Origin of the sequence: Bradyrhizobium sp. USDA 241, from assembly GCF_049739505.1 — a bacterium.
GTDB lineage: Bacteria > Pseudomonadota > Alphaproteobacteria > Rhizobiales > Xanthobacteraceae > Bradyrhizobium > Bradyrhizobium liaoningense.
The window spans coordinates 2,510,931-2,528,693 of sequence record NZ_JBMGPZ010000005.1; the positions used below are offsets into that span (position 1 = coordinate 2,510,931).

Here is a 17,763-nt window from a genome sequence, read left to right on the forward strand (position 1 = left end):
GAAAACAATGGCATAGCGCGCAAATTGTATGCAGCATGCAGAAAGTGGATTGCGTTGCGGCGAAGGGCGACGGATGATCCTGCGCAACGCGCGGATATCGCGCCTTCGGAGCGGAGTAAGCGATGCGGACGAGTTTGCGACTGGGTCTGGTGGCAATGGCGGCAATGCTTGGCGGAGGCGATCTCGCCTCGGCGCAGACGGCGAAGATCAAGCTCGGCTACGCCAAATGCGCGCACTGCCTGCCGATGTCGCTGATCCCAGGCATGGCCAAGGGTGTCGAGGTCGAGGCCACCGGCTTCAACTCGGGGAACGACGTTCTCACCGCCCTGATATCGAAGAGCATCGACGTCGCGCAGGTCACCTATCTCCACTACATCACCGCGCTCGACAAAGGCTTTGACGTCGTCGCCGTGTCCGGTCAGATCAATGGCGGCTCTGAATGCCTGTCCTCCGCGAAGCTGAGCCTGCCGCCCGAGGACTGGGCTACGTTCAAGGCGACCGTTGCGAAGGCGAAGAGCGATGGGCAGCCGCTGAAGGTCGCAGCGTCCCGCGGCAACGCGCAGGACATCCATATGCGCGGCGCGTTCCTCAAGCAGGGCGTCGATCCCAACAAGGACATCCAGTTCATCAACATCCCCAATCCGTCCGACCATCTCGCAGCACTCCAGCGCGGCGAGGTCGACATGATCTGTTCGGTCGAGCCGTTTGCATCGCAGATCCGGCTCGCCGGTGCCGGCAAGCACTTCGTGTTGCCGTATGAACAGGCCGCGGGCAATCTGACCAACTTGATCGTCACCCGCTCCGATGTGATCGCGGGCCAGCGCGCCGGCGTCCAGGGCGTCGTCGCCGCCGTAGTCGAGCTCGACAACAAGCTGATCGCCGACAAGGGGCCGTGGATCGAGGTCATCAACAAGCTCACCGGCCTCGACAAGACGGTCGCGACGGAGGCGCTGAAAAATGCCTCGCCCGATCCTGCGATCCATCGGTCGCAGACGCTGGCGATCGCGGCGATGATGCGCGACCTCAAGTACATCTCCAAGGACGTCTCCGCGGAAGCGGAGAAGAACATGGACTATTCGTTCCTGGAAAAGGCCACGGGAAAGGCCAAGAATGACCTCGGTTACTGACGCCTCGCCCGCGAGGCCAACGTTCCGGCTGACGCGGGCGTTCCAGGGGCTCGAACGCCTCGTCGTCCCCGCGCTGCTGATTGCGGGCTGGGAGGCCTTTGCCCGCAGTGGCATGCTTCCGCCCGCGCTGCTGCCGGCACCGAGTGCGGTGCTGCATGCGCTCGGCGATTGGGTGTTCGGCTTCGACGAGACCACGCAGACCTACTCTGGCCATTGGCTGCGTGATGCGCTCGCCAGCGCCCTTTGCGTCTTTGGCGGCTTTGCATTGGCCAGCCTGCTCGGCATCCTCGCCGGGGTCGCGATCGGCTGGTCGCGGCTGTTCGAGAAGACGCTGGAGCCGACACTGCAGATGTTGCGCCCGATCCCGCCGGTGTCCTGGATTCCGCTCGCGATCATCTGGTTCGGGATCGCCGACAAGCCGGCCATCTTCCTGGTCTTCCTCGGCGCATTCTTTCCGGTGCTGATGAACAGCATCCATGGCGTCAAGACCGTGGACCACAATCTCGTGCGGGCCGGCGCGATGATGGGCGCGAACGGACGGCAGATGCTGACCGACATCGTGCTGCCGGCGGCGCTGCCCTCGATCTTCGCCGGGCTACGCATTGCGGTCGGCTCGGCCTGGATGCTGACGGTCACGGCCGAGATGGTCGCGGTGAAGAGCGGCCTCGGCTACGTGCTCTGGGATTCCTACTACTTCCTGCGCTACGACATCGTGCTCGCGGCGATGATATCGATCGGGCTGCTCGGCTATCTCTCCGACCTCGGCCTCAAGGCGATCATGGCGCGCACGCTGCGCTGGCAGCAGACAACCACCGTTCAGGGCAGGGCGGGCTGATGGCGGCAATCGAGCTTCGCAACATCGTCAAGGTGTTCTCCGACAAGCGGCGCGGCCGCGACCTGCTGACGCTGGACAACATCAATCTCGACATCGAGGCCAATGATTTCGTCTGCCTGCTCGGCCCTTCTGGCTGCGGCAAGTCGACCCTCCTGAACATCATCGCCGGCTTCGAGCAGGCGACCTCCGGCCGCACGCTGGTGGATGGCAGGCAGGTAGAGCGGCCCGGCTCGGACCGTGGCGTGGTGTTCCAGCAACCGACCCTGATGCCGTGGCTGACGGCCATCGACAACATCGCCTTCCATCTCAAGCTCAAGGGCGTCGCCAAGGCCGAGCGGCACCACCGCGCTATGGAGTTCATCGATCTCGTCGGCCTTCGCGGTTTCGAGCACCACCATCCCTCCGAAATGTCGGGCGGCATGAATCAGCGCGTGGGCATCGCCCGTGCACTGTTGATGAACCCGAGCGTCATCCTGATGGACGAGCCGTTCGCGGCGCTGGATGCCCAGACCAAGCTCGAAATGCAGGAGGAGCTGGTCGCAATCTGGCAGAAGCGCCGTTGTACCATCGTGTTCGTCACCCACAGCGTCGACGAGGCGCTGGTGCTCGGCAACAAGATCGTGGTGATGACGAAGCGGCCGGGCCGGATCCGGGAGGCCGTCAATTTCGACCTGCCGCGCCCGCGCGATATCACCAGGCCCGAGTTCAACGACGCAAAACGCCACATCCTGTCCCTGATCCGCGAGGAGTCGACGCGCCTGGCGCAGGCGTCGTAAGGTTTCGGCATGCGCAAGCGTCTCGGCATGATCACGCCGTCCTCCAACTCGGTGCTCGAGCCCGTCACCAGCGCCATGCTGGCCGACGCTCCCCGCGTCACTGCGCATTTCTCGCGCTTCCGCGTCACGGAGATTGCGCTCGACGCCGCCGCGCTGAACCAGTTCGACGCGTCCGTGATGCTTCCGGCCGCGGAATTGCTGGCCGATGCCAAGGTTGACGCCATCGCCTGGAACGGCACCTCCGCGAGCTGGCTCGGGATCGGCCGCGACAGAAGCCTGTGCGAGGCGATCGCGGCGCGCACGGGTATCCCGGCGACAACGTCCACGCTTGCCTGCATTGACGCCGCTCGCGCGCTCGGGGCCAGACATGTCGGATTGGTTTCGCCCTATACCGATGACGTGCAGCAACGCATCGTGGACGTCTGGGCCGGGGAGGGAGTCGCGCCGCATGCCGAGCGGCATCTCGGCTTGCGCGACAATTTTTCCTTCGGTGAGGTCGCGCCTGCGACGATCGCCGAGATGATCCGGGCCGTGGCGGCGGAGGGTGCCGACGCGATCGTCATCCTCTGTACCAATCTCGACGGCGCCGCGCTGGCGGCCACGCTGGAGCGGGAGCTGGACATCGCCGTGCTCGACTCGGTCGCGGTGACGCTTTGGCGATCCCTCGGCCTCGCCGGCGGAGACATCACGACCCTTGCGCAACGGGGCCGGATCTTCCAGACAATGCCAGCCATCAAGTGACGGAGGCCTCAGTGACGCAGCTCGATCTCGCCATTCGCGGCGGCACCATCGTGACGGCCAGCGACGAGTTTCGCGCCGATATCGGCATTCGTGACGGCCGTATCGTCAGCATTGCAGACAGCATCGAGGGCGCGGCACGCGAGATCGATGCGACGGGATTGCTCGCGCTGCCGGGCGGGATCGACAGCCACGTCCACATCTCCCAGCCCTCGGGCCCCGACGTGGTGATGGCCGACGACTTTGCCTCGGCGACGCGCGCGGCTGCTGCCGGCGGCAACACCATGGTGCTGCCCTTCGCGCTCCAGGAGAAGGGCACCTCCCTGCGGACCTGCGTCGAGAACTACCGCAAGCTTGCCGAAGGCGAGTGCTATATCGACACGGCGTTCCATCTCATCATCTCCGATCCGACTGCGATCGTGCTCGGCCAGGAGCTGCCGGCTCTCGTCAAGGACGGCTATACCTCGTTCAAGGTGTTCATGACCTATGACGACCTCGTGCTCAGCGACAAGCAGCTGCTCGAGGTGTTCGAGGTGGCGCGCCGCGAGGAGGCGCTGGTCATGGTCCATTGCGAGGGCTACGACGCCATCCGCTTCCTCACCAGCAAGCTGGAACGTGAAGGCCATATCGCGCCCTATTATCACGGCACCTCGCGGCCCCAGGCCGTCGAGCGCGAGGCGACGCATCGTGCCATCAGCCATGCCGAGGTGATCGGCGTTCCCATCATGATCGTGCACGTCTCGGGCCGAGAGGCGATGGAGCAGGTGCGCTGGGCCCAGCAGCGCGGCTTGCCAGTGCATGTGGAAACCTGCCCGCAATACATCACGCTGACGGCCGAAGACATGAAGGGCCTGAACATGGACATATCAGGCGCGAAATATGTCTGCTCGCCGCCGCCGCGCGACGTCGAGAGCCAGCACGCGATCTGGGAGGGCATCACGACTGGCGTGTTCCAGACCTTCTCGTCCGATCACTGCCCGTTTCGCTATGACGATCCCAAAGGCAAGCTGACGCCGAATGCGCGCACCTCGTTCCGCTGGGTGCCGAACGGTATCCCCGGCGTCGAGACCCGGCTGCCGATCCTGTTCTCCGAGGGCGTCTCGAAGGGACGCATCACCCTGCAAAAGTTCGTCGAGCTGACCGCGACCAACCACGCCCGGATCTACGGCCTCTATCCGCGCAAGGGCTCGGTCGGCGTCGGCTTTGATGCCGACATCGTGCTCTGGGATCCCAAATTGAAGAAGCCGATCCGGCAGGCCGATCTGCATCACGGCTCGGACTACACGCCATGGGAAGGCTTCGAGGTCACGGGATGGCCGGTGACGACGATCGCCCGCGGCCAAGTGGTCTATCACCAGGGTCGGATCGTCGGCGCCAAGGGGGCAGGTAATGTGCTGAGCCGGGGCAAGTCGAGCCTGCTCTGATCCAGCTCGATGCGCCGTCAGGCGGAGTTCTAGAAGGTCGTGGCCATTGCGGCGAGGCGTTGATGGGCTCTTCTACGGGCGGCATCGATCGGCTGCTGAGGTCCGGTGGTTGGACCGATCAGAACGAAACGGACATTGTTGATGCCGATGAAGCGCAGGATTTCCCGTAAGTAAGGCGTTGCCATATCGGTGCGGCCGCGGTTCATGCCGGTGGAAAAATCGCTGCCGCTGGCGAGGATTACAAGTGTCGGCCGATCCTGCAGCAGTGGGAAATATCCCTGCGACGGATCGAAGCGAAAGGTGAGCCCGGGCTGGACGATGATGTCGAACCACTGCTTGAGCTTGTAGGGGATGCCGAAGTTCCACATCGGGGTCGAGATCAGAACGCGATCGGCAAGCGAAAAACGCAGCGCCATTCGCTCGGCCTCGGCGAAGCTGTCGCGTTGGGTGTCGTTGAAGGCCTGAGCCTTCATGCGTGCATATTTGGCTTCGACGATCGGGCCCGTGAATTCCGGCATCCGCTCGCGCCAGATGTCCACGACGTCGACGTCCCAATCCGGGCGCGCCTGGCGAAATCCGTCGAGAAAGATGTGCGCCCCGGCACTCGACTCGGAATCGGCGCGGGGCGAGCAGGTCAGGTGCAGCAGCTTCGCCACAGTTCATCCCAGCGCTCTGATTACGGTATCGGCCCTGGTCACGACCGCGACGTTCTGCATGGCAAAATTGATCGAGGCATTGTGCCAGTCGGAATTCATCGTCGAGCAGCAATCCTCGGGCACGATCATGAAATAGCCCTTGTCAGCACCGGTGCGAGCGGTGTGCTCGACCGACATGTTGGTCCACGCGCCGGTATTGATGATCATGTCGCGGCCGGTGGCCTTGAGAATCGTCTCAAGCCGCGTACCTTCCCAGGCGCTCATGCGCATCTTCTCGACCACGAAATCGCCGGGCCGCGGCTCGAGGCCGGAAACGGGCGCGGCGCCCCAGCTTCCGCGCACCATCGCCTTGCTGTCGACGAGGCCCTCGAACAATGGTGCATTCAGCGTGACACCGGGGGCGCCGGGCTCGACGACGAACCAGACGTGGATGATGGCGACACCGCGGGCACGTGCGGCCTCCGCCAGACGTCGCACATTCTCCACGACATGCTGCTGCCTAGCGTGACCCGGCGCGCCTGATTCGGCGAAAGCGCCGCCGTCCATGATGACGTCGTTCTGGAGATCCTGGATGATCATGGCGCAGCGCTGCGGATCGAGCCGCATCTCGCCTTCGGTCAGAACAGGCGAGGTTGGCGATGAGCTCGGGCCTGCTCCGCCGGCTGCGCGCTTGCCGCTCATGTAAGGCTCGTGGCGGGGCCCGACCCTGGTCGGGATTGCGTACACCGAATGCGTCGAGGTGAGATAAAGCGTGCGGAAGTCCGGCCCGCCCCAGGTGAGGTTGGCGACCAGCTCCGGCACGCGGACCTTGCCGAGCAGTTCGCCGCGCGGCGAATAGACCCAGACGCCGCCCGGTGCGGTGACCCAGATATTGCCGTGCTGATCGCACTTCATGCCATCGGGCAGCCCGGATTCGAGTTCGGACTTGATGCCACTCGCGAACACCCGTGCGTTCGACAGCGAACCGTCGCTATTGACATCGAATACGCGGATCAGGGCTTGCACGGTGTCGTTGACATAGAGCAGCTTCTCGTCCGGCGAGAAGCACAAGCCATTCGGCTGATCGAACAGGTTGAGACCCGGAGTGGACCTGAAGCTGACGAACAAGACCGCCCTCATCACCGGCGCGTCGAAAGGGATTGGACTTGCGGTGGCCGAGCTCTTCGCCGCGGAGGGGTGTCATCTGCATCTCGCCGCCCGTAACGGCGAGGCGATGCTGGAGGCCAAGAAGCAGCTCGAAGCCCGACATGGCGTGAAGATCACGATCCATGCGCTCGACCTGTCGAGCACGGCGGCGATGGAAAAGCTCGCGGCCGAGGTCGGCGATATCGACATCCTCATCAACAATGCCGGCGACATCCCCGCGGGCTCGCTGGAAATCCTCGACGATGCCGCCTGGCGGCGCGGCTTCGATCTCAAGGTGTTCGGCTACATCACGCTGTCGCGTCTCTATTACCCGCGCATGAAGGGCAAGGACGGCGTTATCATCAACATCATCGGCAATTCCGGTGAGAACTGGGACGCGAGCTATATCGCAGGCTCGACCGGCAATGCGGCGCTGATGTCCTTCACCAAGGCGCTCGGCGGCCGCAGCCTCGATCACGGCGTCCGCGTCGTCGCCGTCAATCCGGGGCCGGTTGCCACCGACCGCATGCTCAAGATCATGAAGCGCAAGGCGATCGACATGCTCGGCGACGAAGGCCGCTGGGAGGAGCTGTTCGACAAATATCCGGGCAAACGGCCTGCGAGGTCGGAGGAGGTCGCCGATCTCGTTGCCTTCCTGTCCTCGCCACGCTCCGGCTACATCACCGGCACCGTTGTGACGATCGACGGCGGCATCGCCGCGCGCGGCTCGGTGATCTGAGGCGCCGATGTCGAAGCCTCAATCCGCCGCGCTGGTCCGCAACCGTTATTTCGACGAGCTCTCGGCGACGCCGGGACTCTATTGGCTCGGCCAGAATACCAACCACATCGAGAGCCATCCCGCCGTGCGCGAGGCGATGCTGCGCTCGATCGAGGCGGGCGAGTTCAATGCCTATGCGCCGCCGCTCGGCTTCGAGGCGCTGCGCGCGGCGATCGTCGCCGATCTCGGCGTGCCCGCCGCAGAAGCGCTGGTGACCGAGGGCGGAGTCAACGCGCTGGCGATGATCTGCCGCGCGCGCTGCAAGCCCGGCACCACGCTGGTCACGACCGACCCGACCTGGAAATGGCCGTGCCTGTTCGCGCGCCAGCAAGGCGCCGAGGTGATCGAGATTCCGATCTACGATCCCGCTTGCAACTACCGCCTGACGCCCGAGGCCTTGAAGGCGAATGTCGATGAGCGCACCGCGATCATCTATCTCGTCGATCCCAACAATCCGCTCGGCATCCGCTACACCCGCGAGGAGATCGAGAGCTTTGCGGCGATCGCGCGCGATTGCGGCGCGCTGCTGGTGCACGACTGCACTTATCGCGATTTTGCCGACGGCCATACCCCGGCACTGCATGTTGCCCCGAAAGGCTCGGTGGTCTCGACCAGCTTTTCGAAATGGCTAGGGCTCGCGGGCCTCCGCATCGGAGCCCTCGTCGCCGCGCCCGACCTGTTCGAGGAACTGGCGCAGACCTCTACCAGCGTGCTCGGCGCCAGCGTCATCGCCCAGCGCGCGGCGCAGGCAGGGTTGTCGGTCAAGGCCGAATGGATGAAGAAGGTCCGCAGCACCGACCGGGCCAACAAGGCGATGATCCAGGAGGCCGCCGCCGCGATCGACGGGCTGGCGCTGCCGATCATGCCCTCGCACGGTAATTTCCTCGTGCTCGAAACTATCGCGGCGGGCATCCGCCCGGAGGCGCTGGTCGAATGCTATCGCCGCCAGGGCATCATGATCCGGCAGGGCACCTATCACACCCAGCGCTTCGGCGACCGCTTCGTCAAGATCAGCACTTCGGTGCCGCAAGCCTGGGTCGAGAAGTTTTGTACGCTGTTGCCGGAGATGGTCGCGCAGGCGCGCACGCTCAACGACCTGCCGCCGCAATTCTAATTCTAGGGACGATGCCGATGACGACGATCACAGCGAAAGATGGCGTGAAGCTGCACGTGGAGGAAGCGGGCGAGGGAACGCCGATCCTCTTCATCCACGAGTTCGGCGGCAATCACCAAAGCTGGGAGCCGCAGCTGCGTTATTTCAGCCGGCGCCATCGCTGCATCAGCTACGCCGCGCGCGGCTATCCGCCGTCGGACGTGCCTGACAGCTTGGAAGCCTATTCGCAGACGATTGCTGCTGACGATGCGGTCGCGGTGCTCGACGCACTCAAGATCGAGAAGGCGCACATCGTCGGCCTTTCCATGGGCGGGTTCTGCACGGTGCATTTCGGCTTGCGTACGCCGGAGCGTGCGTTATCTCTCACGGTGGCCGGCGCCGGCTATGGCTGCGAGAAGGAGTTCGAGGAATATTTTCGCGGCGTCTCGCTCGAAGTCGCCGACAATTTCGAGAAGCAGGGCGCCAGGGAATTCTCGAAGATCTATGCGCTCGGCGCGAGCCGGGTGCAGTTCCAGAACAAGGATCCGCGCGGCTGGCAGGAATTCGCCGATCGCCTCGCCACGCACTCCGATCGCGGCGCCGCCAACACCATGCGCGGCGTCCAGGCGCGGCGGCCGTCGTTCTATGATCTCGAAGACGGCTTGAAAAAGATGATGGTGCCGACGCTGGTTATCGTCGGCGACGAGGACGACCACTGTCTGCAGCCCGGCATCTTCCTGAAGAAGACCATTCCCGCCTGCGGCCTCTCGGTCTTCCCCAAGACCGGCCACACGCTCAATCTCGAAGAGCCGGCGGCGTTCAACGCGCTGCTTGCCGAATTCATCGCCCAGGTCGAGGCCGGACGCTGGCTGGCGCGCGATCCGCGCGCGCTGCCGGGCCAGATCATGCGCACGAAGTAGTCGATGACGAGCCAGCCCCTGATCAACGCCGACCGGCTCTGGAGCCGCCTGATGGCACTCGCCGAGATCGGCGCGACGCCGGCCGGCGGGGTCAACCGTCAGGCATTGAGCGATGGCGAGATCGCGGCCTGGCGACGCGTGATCGGCTGGGCGGGCGAGGCAGGATTGACGCCGTCGACCGACGCCGCGGGAAACCTGTTCCTGACGCTGGCTGGCCGCGATCGCGGCGTGCCGCCGCTCCTCCTTGGCAGTCATCTCGACAGCCAGCCGACCGGCGGGAAGTTCGATGGTGCGGCCGGCGTGATGGCGGCACTCGAAGCGGTGGTCTCGCTCGCCGGCCAAGACGAGAAGCCTGCGCGCGACGTCATCGTCGTCGCCTGGATGAACGAGGAGGGCTCGCGCTTCGCGCCGGGCATGATGGGCTCGGAAGCCTTCACCGGCGAGCGCGACATGGATGCGATCCGCGCCGCGCGCGATGCCGATGGCGTCAGCGTCGGCGAAGCGCTCGATCGTGTCCACCAGGCGCTTCCTGATGTGCCGCACAGGCCGCTCGGCTTCACCACCAGTGCCTATCTCGAATTGCACATCGAGCAGGGGCCATTGCTGGAAGCAGCCGCCTGCACCATCGGTATCGTCACCGGCATCCAGGGCAAGAAGACTTTTCAGGTGGTGGTTGAGGGGAGCGAAGGACACGCCGGCACGCTGGCGCAGTCGGAGAGGCGGGATGCGCTCGCGGCTTTTGCGCGGATGGCGTCGGCGCTCCATGCCGAGATCGGCACCATCGATACCGACATCAAATTCACCATCGGCCGGGTCGCCGTCGTGCCGTACGCGCCGTCCGTGGTGCCGTCGCGTGTCAGCTTCAGCATCGATCTGCGCCATCCCGATAACGCGGTGCTCGACGCCCAACAGCCGCCTCCGTGTCGACCGGATCTCGGCCGTGCATGCCGCTCAGCACCGAGCGAGGTACGAAGAACGAAGGATTGGTCTCGGGACATTTCGCCTATCGCGTAGAAGGCTCGATCTTTGCGGACACGCAGTCGGAGACTTGGAAGCGGGTTCACCATCCCGTTTGCCATTACGAATTCATCACTGGATGGGGGTGCGTCGATGTACTTTCAAAGGCCGGGCCGTCCTTCGAAATTGTCGAAATCAGCGAGTGACGGACGTCCGCAATGCTACCATCAAAAGCTATGTGGACGGTTGGGCACTTCGAACGGCTACTACGGCGAACGTGTGGTCTTCGGCCGGATTGCATGACTACTTGCACGCATCGAACTGCCTCCGCTTGTTTTGCTATGAATCGCAAAGGCATTGCGCGGGCGGGTTCGGTAGCAAATTTGGTAGCAAAGCGCTGGCAAAAACTGGCTAGATAATCGAACCAACCCTCAAAAACCCAACTAAATCAGTATAGATACGTTGCCGTGTCTTCCCAGGACTGGGACCAACAGAGAATCCTAAGTGGTTGAAAATAATTGGAAATTTAGCTGCGCCCCCATGATGGATTGGACGGACCGGCATTGCCGGGTGTTCCATCGTCATCTGACGCGGCGGGCGCTGCTGTATACGGAGATGCTCACCACCGGCGCCGTCATTCATGGCGATCGGCAGCGGCTGCTCGGGTTCGATCGGTGCGAGCATCCGGTGGCGCTTCAACTCGGCGGCTCGGATCCGCGCGAACTGGCCGAGGCTGCGCGGATCGGCGAGGCGTTCGGTTATGACGAGATCAATCTCAATGTCGGCTGTCCGTCCGATCGCGTAAAGGATGGCCGCTTCGGCGCCTGCCTCATGGCAGAGCCGGATCTGGTGGCGAGGTGCGTCGACGCGATGAAACGCACCGTCGCGATTCCCGTTACCGTGAAGTGCCGCATCGGCATCGATGAGCAGGATCCGGAGGTCGCGCTCGATGCGCTTGCACATGCGGTGGTCGCCTCCGGCTGCGACGCGCTGATCGTGCATGCCCGCAAGGCTTGGCTCAACGGGTTGTCTCCGAAGGAGAATCGCGACGTTCCCCCGCTCGATTATGACCGCGTCTATCGCCTCAAGCGCGCAATGCCTGATGTGCCTGTCGTCATCAACGGCGGCATTCCTAGCATCGAGGAGGCGAAGGTACATCTCGAACATGTCGACGGCGTGATGCTCGGCCGCGCCGCCTATCAGGAGCCGTGGCGGCTGCTCTCCGTGGATCGGGAGATCTTCGGCGAAGCGGCGCCGCATGCGATCATGCAGGATGCGCTCGAGGCGATGATGCCCTACATCGAGCAGCAGCTCGCGCGCGGAACGCGACTGCATGCGATCACGCGGCATTTCGTCGGTGCATTCCATGCCGTGCCGGGCGCGCGGGCCTTCCGCCGTCATCTGGCCGAGCAAGGGGTGAAGCCGGGCGCTGGTCTCGAAGTGCTGCGCGATGCGATCGCGCGCGTCGCTGCGCGCGCGCCGGCGGAGGCGGCGTAGGTCAGCTAGTCGACTGCCATGCGCGAGCGGCGATGACCACGCTGGAGTTCCGGATAACCGGTGAGCATCAGCGTGTCGGCGCGCACCCCCCAGCTCTCGAGGCGGTCGAGGAAACTCATGCCGAGCAGATTGGTCTTCATCTGGCCGCGCTGCACGACGAGGGCCGGCACCGACTTCTCCACGAGATGGCCGACGGCGAGACGGTCGAGCGTGAGGCGCGCCGCCTTGGTGTGGCCGCCCGCGGTCTCCAGGTCGACGTCATATTCGAGCATCTCGAGCGGCAGCCCGATTGCTTTCGCGGTTTCCCAGGTCAGCACCACCGATGTCGCGCCGGTATCGATCACCATCGGCGCGGTGACGCCGTTGATCTTCGCACGCAGCGTGAATTCGCCGCCCTGGCCGCGCGGGATCTGTACGGCCGGTGCAGGGGAGGCGGTCTGTCCGCGGAAAATGTGCGAGACCTTGTGGCTGGCCCGCGCGATTTGGTCGGCGTCGCCATAGGCGACCACGGCACCTGCCGTGCCGGCGAGCATGACCAGAACGAGCAGGAAGCGGATCATCGCGCGCCCCCGACGGCCCGCAGGCGGATCAGATGCGTTTCGGCGATCCCGCGATCGGCGCAAGTCCAGCTTCCGTCATGCGCGCCGGCAAAAGGGCCATGATCGCGAGCCGGTCTGCGCTTTCCATGGCATGCCAGCGCGCGATCTCGGGCAAGGTCCGGCCGCACCCGAAGCACAGCTTGGTCTTGGGATCGATCATGCAGACGGCGACGCACGGTGTTTCTTTGCTCATTCGGACATAGTGAGGGATCGTCGGACATCTCTGCAAGCATCTCGTTAAGAGCCTGTGCCCGCACTCATGATCGGCTTGTGGCGCGGCCGGCGTTTCTCGTCGGGCAGGCCGGAACTCTCCGGCTGGAGCGGCGGAGAATCATCCGACAGCGGGGCGAGCGCGCTCATCACCCGCTCCGGCGGGAAGGTGACGATCACCTCGGTGCCGATGCGCAGCTTCGATTTCAACGTGAACGTGCCGCCATGCAGGTCGATCAGATTCTTGGCGATCGGCAGGCCGAGACCGGCGCCCTGTTCGGCCGACTTGATCGAATTGGAGCCCTGGCCGAACGAGGCGAGCACGACCGGAATTTCGTCCTCGGGGATGCCGGAGCCGGAATCCTTCACCGAGAGATATTGTCCGCCCGAGGCGGTCCATCCCGCCTTGAGCCAGATCTCGCCGCCCTGCGGGGTGAACTTGATCGAGTTGGAGAGCAGATTGAGCACCACCTGCCGGATCGCGCGCTCGTCGGCCCAGAGCCGCGGCATGGCCTGCTCGAACACTTCGTGGATGGTGATGCCGCGGCTCGATGCACGCAGCTTCATCAAATGATGGCAGTCGGCGACGATGCCGACCAGCGACACCGCTTCCTCGTTGAGTTCGTAGCGGCCGGCCTCGATCCGCGACAGATCGAGGATCTCGTTGATGAGGTTGAGCAGGTGCACGCCGGAATTATGGATGTCGGCGGAATATTCCTTGTAGACCGGCACCGCGTGCGCGCCGAAAATCTCGCTCTTCATCACCTCGGAGAAGCCGAGGATGGCATTCAGCGGCGTCCGCAGCTCGTGGCTCATCTGCGCGAGGAAGCGCGACTTGGCGACGTTGGCGGCTTCGGCACGGTGGCGCGCCTCGTCCGAGATCGCCTTGGCCTGTTCCAGCTCGCCGATCAGCGCGTCCTTCTCTGCGCGCGCTTCCAGCGTGGCGAAGGTCGAGGAGTGGAGGCGGTGCGCCAGCAGGACGAAATAGCCTTCGGCGGCAAGCGCCAGCGCGGCCAGGATGTAGTTGTCCAGCGAACCGGTCACTGCAAAGCTCAGCGCCATCGCGACCGCGACCGGCGCCGTGGCGGCAAGGGCTGCGATCGGCAGGTTGGCAGCGAGCATGCTCGATACTGCGATCACCAGCAGCATCAGGAACATCATCAGCGTTTCCGTGACCATGTCGAGCACGGGATGGATCAGGATCGCCATCCAGCACAGACCATAGAGCAGGTCGAGCACGACGAAGCGCGTCCGCCACGCGCGCGTCGCCGCGGGCGAGGCGGGTTCGGTCAGGAAGCGCCGGCAACTGCGGATCATGGCGCTGTGGATGCAGAGCATGCCGACGGTCCAGGCCGCGGCCGGGACCGGCTGCATCCACAGCCCGAACAGCACGCCGGTGGCCACCACTAGCAGCATCACGACATAGGAGGCGGACAGCCGCGTCTGGGCGTATTGCCGCAGCATCTCGGCGTCGAAAGCCGGCCGGGTTCCACTGGTCGACGTTAACTTGTCCCGCGCCTCGCGCACCCGCTGCGCCGCAGCCCTTCGGCTGCTCGCCGATGGCGCGCTCACCGGCTCGGCCGGCAGCTGCACAACCTCGGGCTTTTCAGCGGGGTTACTCATCAAACAACACAATTCCTGCCCACGCCGGGCGCGGGACTTCTGCGTTGTCTATCTCTGGCAAGAAATCCTTAAGAGCTGACTTAAGGAGCTAAAGAATTGCGTTAACCCGGCGTTAATCCAATGCCCGGTTCCGACCTCTGCTCGCGGAACCCGCAGCCCCTTCACCTGAAGAAAACGAGCGTGACCAACGCGAACACAGGCAGCAGCAGGACGGAGGTCCAGGCCATGTATCCGAAGAAGCCCGGCATTGCGACGCCGCTCGCTCGCGCGATCGCGTAAACCATGAAGTTGGGCGCGTTACCGATGTAAGAGTTTGCGCCCATGAACACCGCACCTGCGGAGATCGCGGCCAGGGTCATGGCGCCATTCGTCATCAGATGCTTGGCGTCGCCTCCAGCAAGCTCAAAGAAAACCAGATAGGTCGGCGCGTTGTCGAGAAAGGATGAGAGCAAGCCGGTCAACCAGAAATAGGCGGCATTGTTCGGCGTGCCGTCGACGTTGGTGACCATGTTCACGACGGAGGCAAACGCGCCGGATTTGCCGGCGTTGAGGATCGCAAGCACGGGAATGATGGTGATGAAGATGGCGGCGAACAGCTTGGCCACTTCGATTATGGGGCCCCAAGAGAAGCCGTTCGCGTCGTGGTCCTCCTTCGGCGTGACGGCAAGAGATGCAAACACGATACCGATCATTACGGCATCGCGCAGAAGATTCTGCAGCTGGAGGTGCGTGCCGAGAACCTCAAATCCGCCGAGGTCGAGCTTGGCGCTCAAGAGGATCGCAGCAATGATGACTCCCATCAGAGCGAAGTTGAGGCCGCCGCTGATCCGCAAGGGATTGTCCGGAGTCGGGTCCGGTTTGACGCGGCCTTCCTTGCGATAAAGATAAGTGTCGATGCAAAAGAACAGGGCGAGCAGAATCCAGGCCACGAACGTGGTCTGGGGGAACAGGTGCGTCGTCGTCCAGAAGAAGTCCACGCCGCGCAGGAACCCCAAGAACAACGGTGGATCTCCCAGGGGCGAGAGCGAGCCGCCGATATTGGACACCAGAAAGATGAAGAAGATGACGACGTGCGCGTTGTGCCGCCGGTCGTCATTGGCGCGGATGACCGGCCGGATCATGACCATCGACGCGCCGGTCGTGCCGATGACGCTCGCAATCAGAGTGCCCAGAGCGAGCAGCAACGCATTCAGAACCGGGGAGCCGTGAAGATTGCCGCGCACCACGATGCCGCCGGCCACAGTGAACAAAGCAAGGAGCAGCAGAATGAAGGGGATGTATTCGAGCAGCGCGGTATGGACGAGTGCCTGGATGGTTGGAAGCGTGCCGTACCAGACGGCAAGCGGCAGCACGATCAGGGCGGCCCACATCGCAGCAATCTTGCCCTGATGGTGCTCCCAGAAGTGAGGCGCTGCGAGTGGAAATATCGCGATCGACAGCAGCATGCCGGCGAAGGGGAGCGCCCATTGCGGGCGAATGCTCGCCCCGTCGAGCGATGCGGCGAGCGCCTGCGAAGGTGATGCAAGCAGGATCAGGAGCGCGACCGGGAGCAGGCGAGCAATGAGGCGCGATCCCCGCCGGCAGGCACCACCCGCGGCGATCCCGGCGATTCCGGGTCGAAGCTCCGACGCGACGCTGGCGCAGGCAACGACGAGGATGGCGACGATCACGCTAAGCAAGGCTCCCCCAGAAGTTTATGCTTGTTTCGGTTAGCACGTTTTGAACGTCGTCGCGGCCGGAGTCGCGACGACGTACGATGCTGCGCGGCCCTAGAAGAGGCCGCCACAGAGCCTCAGCGTTGCAGGCGTGCGAGCAGGCTCGACGTATCCCAGCGCTTGCCGCCCATCTTCTCGACTTCGGCGTAGAACTGGTCGACCAGCGCGGTGACAGGCAGGCTAGCGCCGTTTCGGCGGGCCTCGGCCAGCGAGATCGACAGGTCCTTGCGCATCCATTCGACGGCGAAGCCGAAATCGTACTTGCCCTCGTTCATGGTCTTGTAGCGGTTCTCCATCTGCCAGGATTGCGCGGCCCCTTTCGAGATGGTCTCGATCACTGCGGCGACGTCGAGGCCGCTCTTCCTGGCGAAGTGGATACCCTCAGAGAGACCCTGCACCAGACCGGCGATGCAGATCTGGTTGACCATCTTCGTCAGCTGGCCGGAGCCAGCGGGCCCGAGCAGTTTGCACATCCGCGCATAGGCGCCTGTGATGATCGGCTCGACGCCCGAATATGCGTCCTGCGTGCCGCCGCACATCACCGTCAGCACGCCGTTCTCGGCGCCGGCCTGGCCGCCGGAGACCGGGGCGTCGACGAATTTGAAGCCAGCCTTAGTGGCGGCTGCGTCCAGCTCACGCGCGACCTCGGCGGAGGCGGTGGTGTGGTCGACGAAGGTCGCCCCTTTCTTCATGCCGGCGAACGCGCCGTCGGGGCCGATCGTGACCGCGCGCAGATCGTTGTCGTTGCCGACGCAGCACATCACGAAATCCTGGCCTTCGGCGGCGGCCTTCGGGGTCGATGCGGTCTTGCCACCGAATTTGTCCGCCCATTCCTTCGCCTTGGCCGCGGTGCGGTTGTAGACGGTGACCTCATGGCCCCCTTTTTTCACGAGGTGTCCGGCCATGGGGAAGCCCATCACGCCGAGACCGAGGAAAGCGACTTTAGCCATCTGTGGTACCTTGTCCGTAGTTTGGGTTTTACGGTTCTTGCCAGGCGAGGGGCGCCTGGGTTCCGCGGTGAGGGCGGATTGGAGGCGCACCATAAACCCTTGAGGCCGGAGGGCAACGGCTTCGTTTGGCGGCCCCCTGTGCTAGGATGGCGGACCCAAGAACTTCAAAAAAAGGAGCGAGAGCATGGGCGGCGTGAGCGTTGGCGTCCTCGATCATTTCAACATCCGGACCCGGAATCTGGCCGAGACCGTCCGCTTCTACGCGGACGTGCTGGGCCTGGAAAAAGGCGCACGGCCGAATTTCGCCTTCCCGGGCGCCTGGATGTACAGCGAGGGCAAACCGGTGGTGCACCTCGTCGACATTTCTGCGACCGCCGAGCCACAAAAGCCGGATTCCGGCGTTGTCCACCACGTTGCCTTCGTCAGTCGCGGCTTCGACGGCATGAAGCAGCGGCTGGCGTCCAAGGGGATGAAGTTCGAGGCCCGCCAGGTGCCCGGCGGCGATCTCTGGCAGATCTTCGTCCATGACCCCAATGGGGTCATGATCGAGCTGAATTACGAGGCCCGCCAGCGAGCAGGGGGCGGCGCCCGTGGAAAAGGCTGACGATATCGGCAGGCAGTAGCCTTTTGGGCGTTTCCGCTCTAATGGGGCATCCTAAAGCCTCGAGCATGATCTTATCGGAAGACCGCTCCACACTTTGCGCTGGCGCCGTCCTCCGGGTCCGGATCATGCTCCGTTC

The 17,763-nt window shown here is 64.1% G+C and carries 16 protein-coding genes and 2 pseudogenes; 11 read left to right on the forward strand and 7 right to left on the reverse strand.

The features are described 5' to 3' along the window. The first annotated feature begins 122 nt into the window (after positions 1-122). From ABIF91_RS33955 to hydA, 5 genes are read left to right on the forward strand one after another with little or no spacing between them, the layout of a single operon-like run. Positions 123-1,127 carry an ABC transporter substrate-binding protein gene (locus ABIF91_RS33955; protein ID WP_028179851.1) on the forward strand — a complete coding sequence of 335 codons (1,005 nt, stop codon included), beginning with the start codon at positions 123-125 and terminating at the stop codon, positions 1,125-1,127. After that, a complete protein-coding gene (locus tag ABIF91_RS33960; protein ID WP_424579634.1) occupies positions 1,111-1,962 on the forward strand; it encodes an ABC transporter permease in 852 nt (283 codons plus the stop codon). Before ABIF91_RS33955 ends, ABIF91_RS33960 begins: the two co-directional genes overlap by 17 nt. Continuing rightward, on the forward strand, positions 1,962-2,738 hold the full coding sequence (locus ABIF91_RS33965) for an ABC transporter ATP-binding protein (protein WP_424579635.1): 777 nt from the start codon (positions 1,962-1,964) through the stop codon (positions 2,736-2,738). The genes ABIF91_RS33960 and ABIF91_RS33965 overlap by 1 nt, the downstream gene beginning before the upstream one ends. 9 nt (positions 2,739-2,747) lie before the next feature. Next, positions 2,748-3,479, forward strand: a complete 732-nt coding sequence (locus tag ABIF91_RS33970; RefSeq protein WP_028179848.1) for a maleate cis-trans isomerase family protein — start codon at positions 2,748-2,750, stop codon at positions 3,477-3,479. Positions 3,480-3,490: 11 nt separating this feature from the next. After that, on the forward strand, positions 3,491-4,900 hold the full coding sequence (gene hydA / locus ABIF91_RS33975) for a dihydropyrimidinase (RefSeq protein ID WP_424579636.1): 1,410 nt from the start codon (positions 3,491-3,493) through the stop codon (positions 4,898-4,900). A gap of 29 nt (positions 4,901-4,929) precedes the next feature. On the opposite strand, the gene ABIF91_RS33980 is transcribed toward hydA, so the two are convergent. Continuing rightward, entirely contained in the window at positions 4,930-5,556 is a 627-nt protein-coding gene (locus ABIF91_RS33980) for an FMN-dependent NADH-azoreductase (RefSeq protein WP_028179847.1), read from the reverse strand. Positions 5,557-5,559: 3 nt separating this feature from the next. Then, positions 5,560-6,630 (reverse strand): annotated as a pseudogene (locus tag ABIF91_RS33985) (isochorismatase family protein); the annotation flags it as partial. A 10-nt stretch (positions 6,631-6,640) separates the two neighbouring features. Between ABIF91_RS33985 and ABIF91_RS33990 the strand changes: the two are divergent. The 5 genes from ABIF91_RS33990 (at position 6,641) to dusA (ending at position 11,926) form a co-directional block, all read left to right on the forward strand. Then, entirely contained in the window at positions 6,641-7,420 is a 780-nt protein-coding gene (locus ABIF91_RS33990; RefSeq protein WP_028179846.1) for an SDR family oxidoreductase, read from the forward strand. Between the two features lie 7 nt (positions 7,421-7,427). After that, entirely contained in the window at positions 7,428-8,573 is a 1,146-nt protein-coding gene (locus ABIF91_RS33995) for a pyridoxal phosphate-dependent aminotransferase (protein ID WP_284278864.1), read from the forward strand. 17 nt (positions 8,574-8,590) lie between these two features. Beyond that, positions 8,591-9,472, forward strand: coding sequence for an alpha/beta fold hydrolase (locus ABIF91_RS34000; RefSeq protein WP_028179844.1), 882 nt, complete (start codon positions 8,591-8,593; stop codon positions 9,470-9,472). Between the two features lie 3 nt (positions 9,473-9,475). Further along, complete coding sequence (locus tag ABIF91_RS34005; RefSeq protein WP_424579637.1) at positions 9,476-10,486, forward strand: hydantoinase/carbamoylase family amidase; 1,011 nt, start codon at positions 9,476-9,478, stop codon at positions 10,484-10,486. Between the two features lie 447 nt (positions 10,487-10,933). Further along, positions 10,934-11,926 carry a tRNA dihydrouridine(20/20a) synthase DusA gene (gene dusA, locus ABIF91_RS34010; RefSeq protein WP_284278861.1) on the forward strand — a complete coding sequence of 331 codons (993 nt, stop codon included), beginning with the start codon at positions 10,934-10,936 and terminating at the stop codon, positions 11,924-11,926. A 5-nt stretch (positions 11,927-11,931) separates the two neighbouring features. On the opposite strand, the gene ABIF91_RS34015 is transcribed toward dusA, so the two are convergent. The 5 genes from ABIF91_RS34015 to ABIF91_RS34035 form a co-directional block, all read right to left on the reverse strand. Beyond that, the gene (locus tag ABIF91_RS34015; RefSeq protein ID WP_028179670.1) at positions 11,932-12,486 is read right to left on the reverse strand and encodes a TIGR02281 family clan AA aspartic protease; all 555 of its coding nucleotides are present in this window, start codon (positions 12,484-12,486) and stop codon (positions 11,932-11,934) included. A gap of 28 nt (positions 12,487-12,514) precedes the next feature. After that, complete coding sequence (locus tag ABIF91_RS34020; protein WP_027571622.1) at positions 12,515-12,718, reverse strand: DUF1289 domain-containing protein; 204 nt, start codon at positions 12,716-12,718, stop codon at positions 12,515-12,517. A gap of 44 nt (positions 12,719-12,762) precedes the next feature. Beyond that, positions 12,763-14,358 (reverse strand): sensor histidine kinase, encoded by a 1,596-nt coding sequence (locus tag ABIF91_RS34025; protein ID WP_028179671.1) that lies wholly within the window; start codon positions 14,356-14,358, stop codon positions 12,763-12,765. 161 nt (positions 14,359-14,519) lie between these two features. Continuing rightward, positions 14,520-15,911: a sodium:proton antiporter gene (locus tag ABIF91_RS34030; protein WP_424579843.1), complete on the reverse strand. Its 1,392-nt coding sequence runs from the start codon at positions 15,909-15,911 to the stop codon at positions 14,520-14,522. A 239-nt stretch (positions 15,912-16,150) separates the two neighbouring features. Then, positions 16,151-17,023, reverse strand: coding sequence for an NAD(P)-dependent oxidoreductase (locus ABIF91_RS34035; RefSeq protein ID WP_028179673.1), 873 nt, complete (start codon positions 17,021-17,023; stop codon positions 16,151-16,153). Between the two features lie 184 nt (positions 17,024-17,207). Here ABIF91_RS34035 and ABIF91_RS34040 point away from each other — a divergent pair. Next, positions 17,208-17,646: pseudogene (locus tag ABIF91_RS34040) on the forward strand (VOC family protein). Positions 17,647-17,763 lie beyond the last annotated feature (117 nt).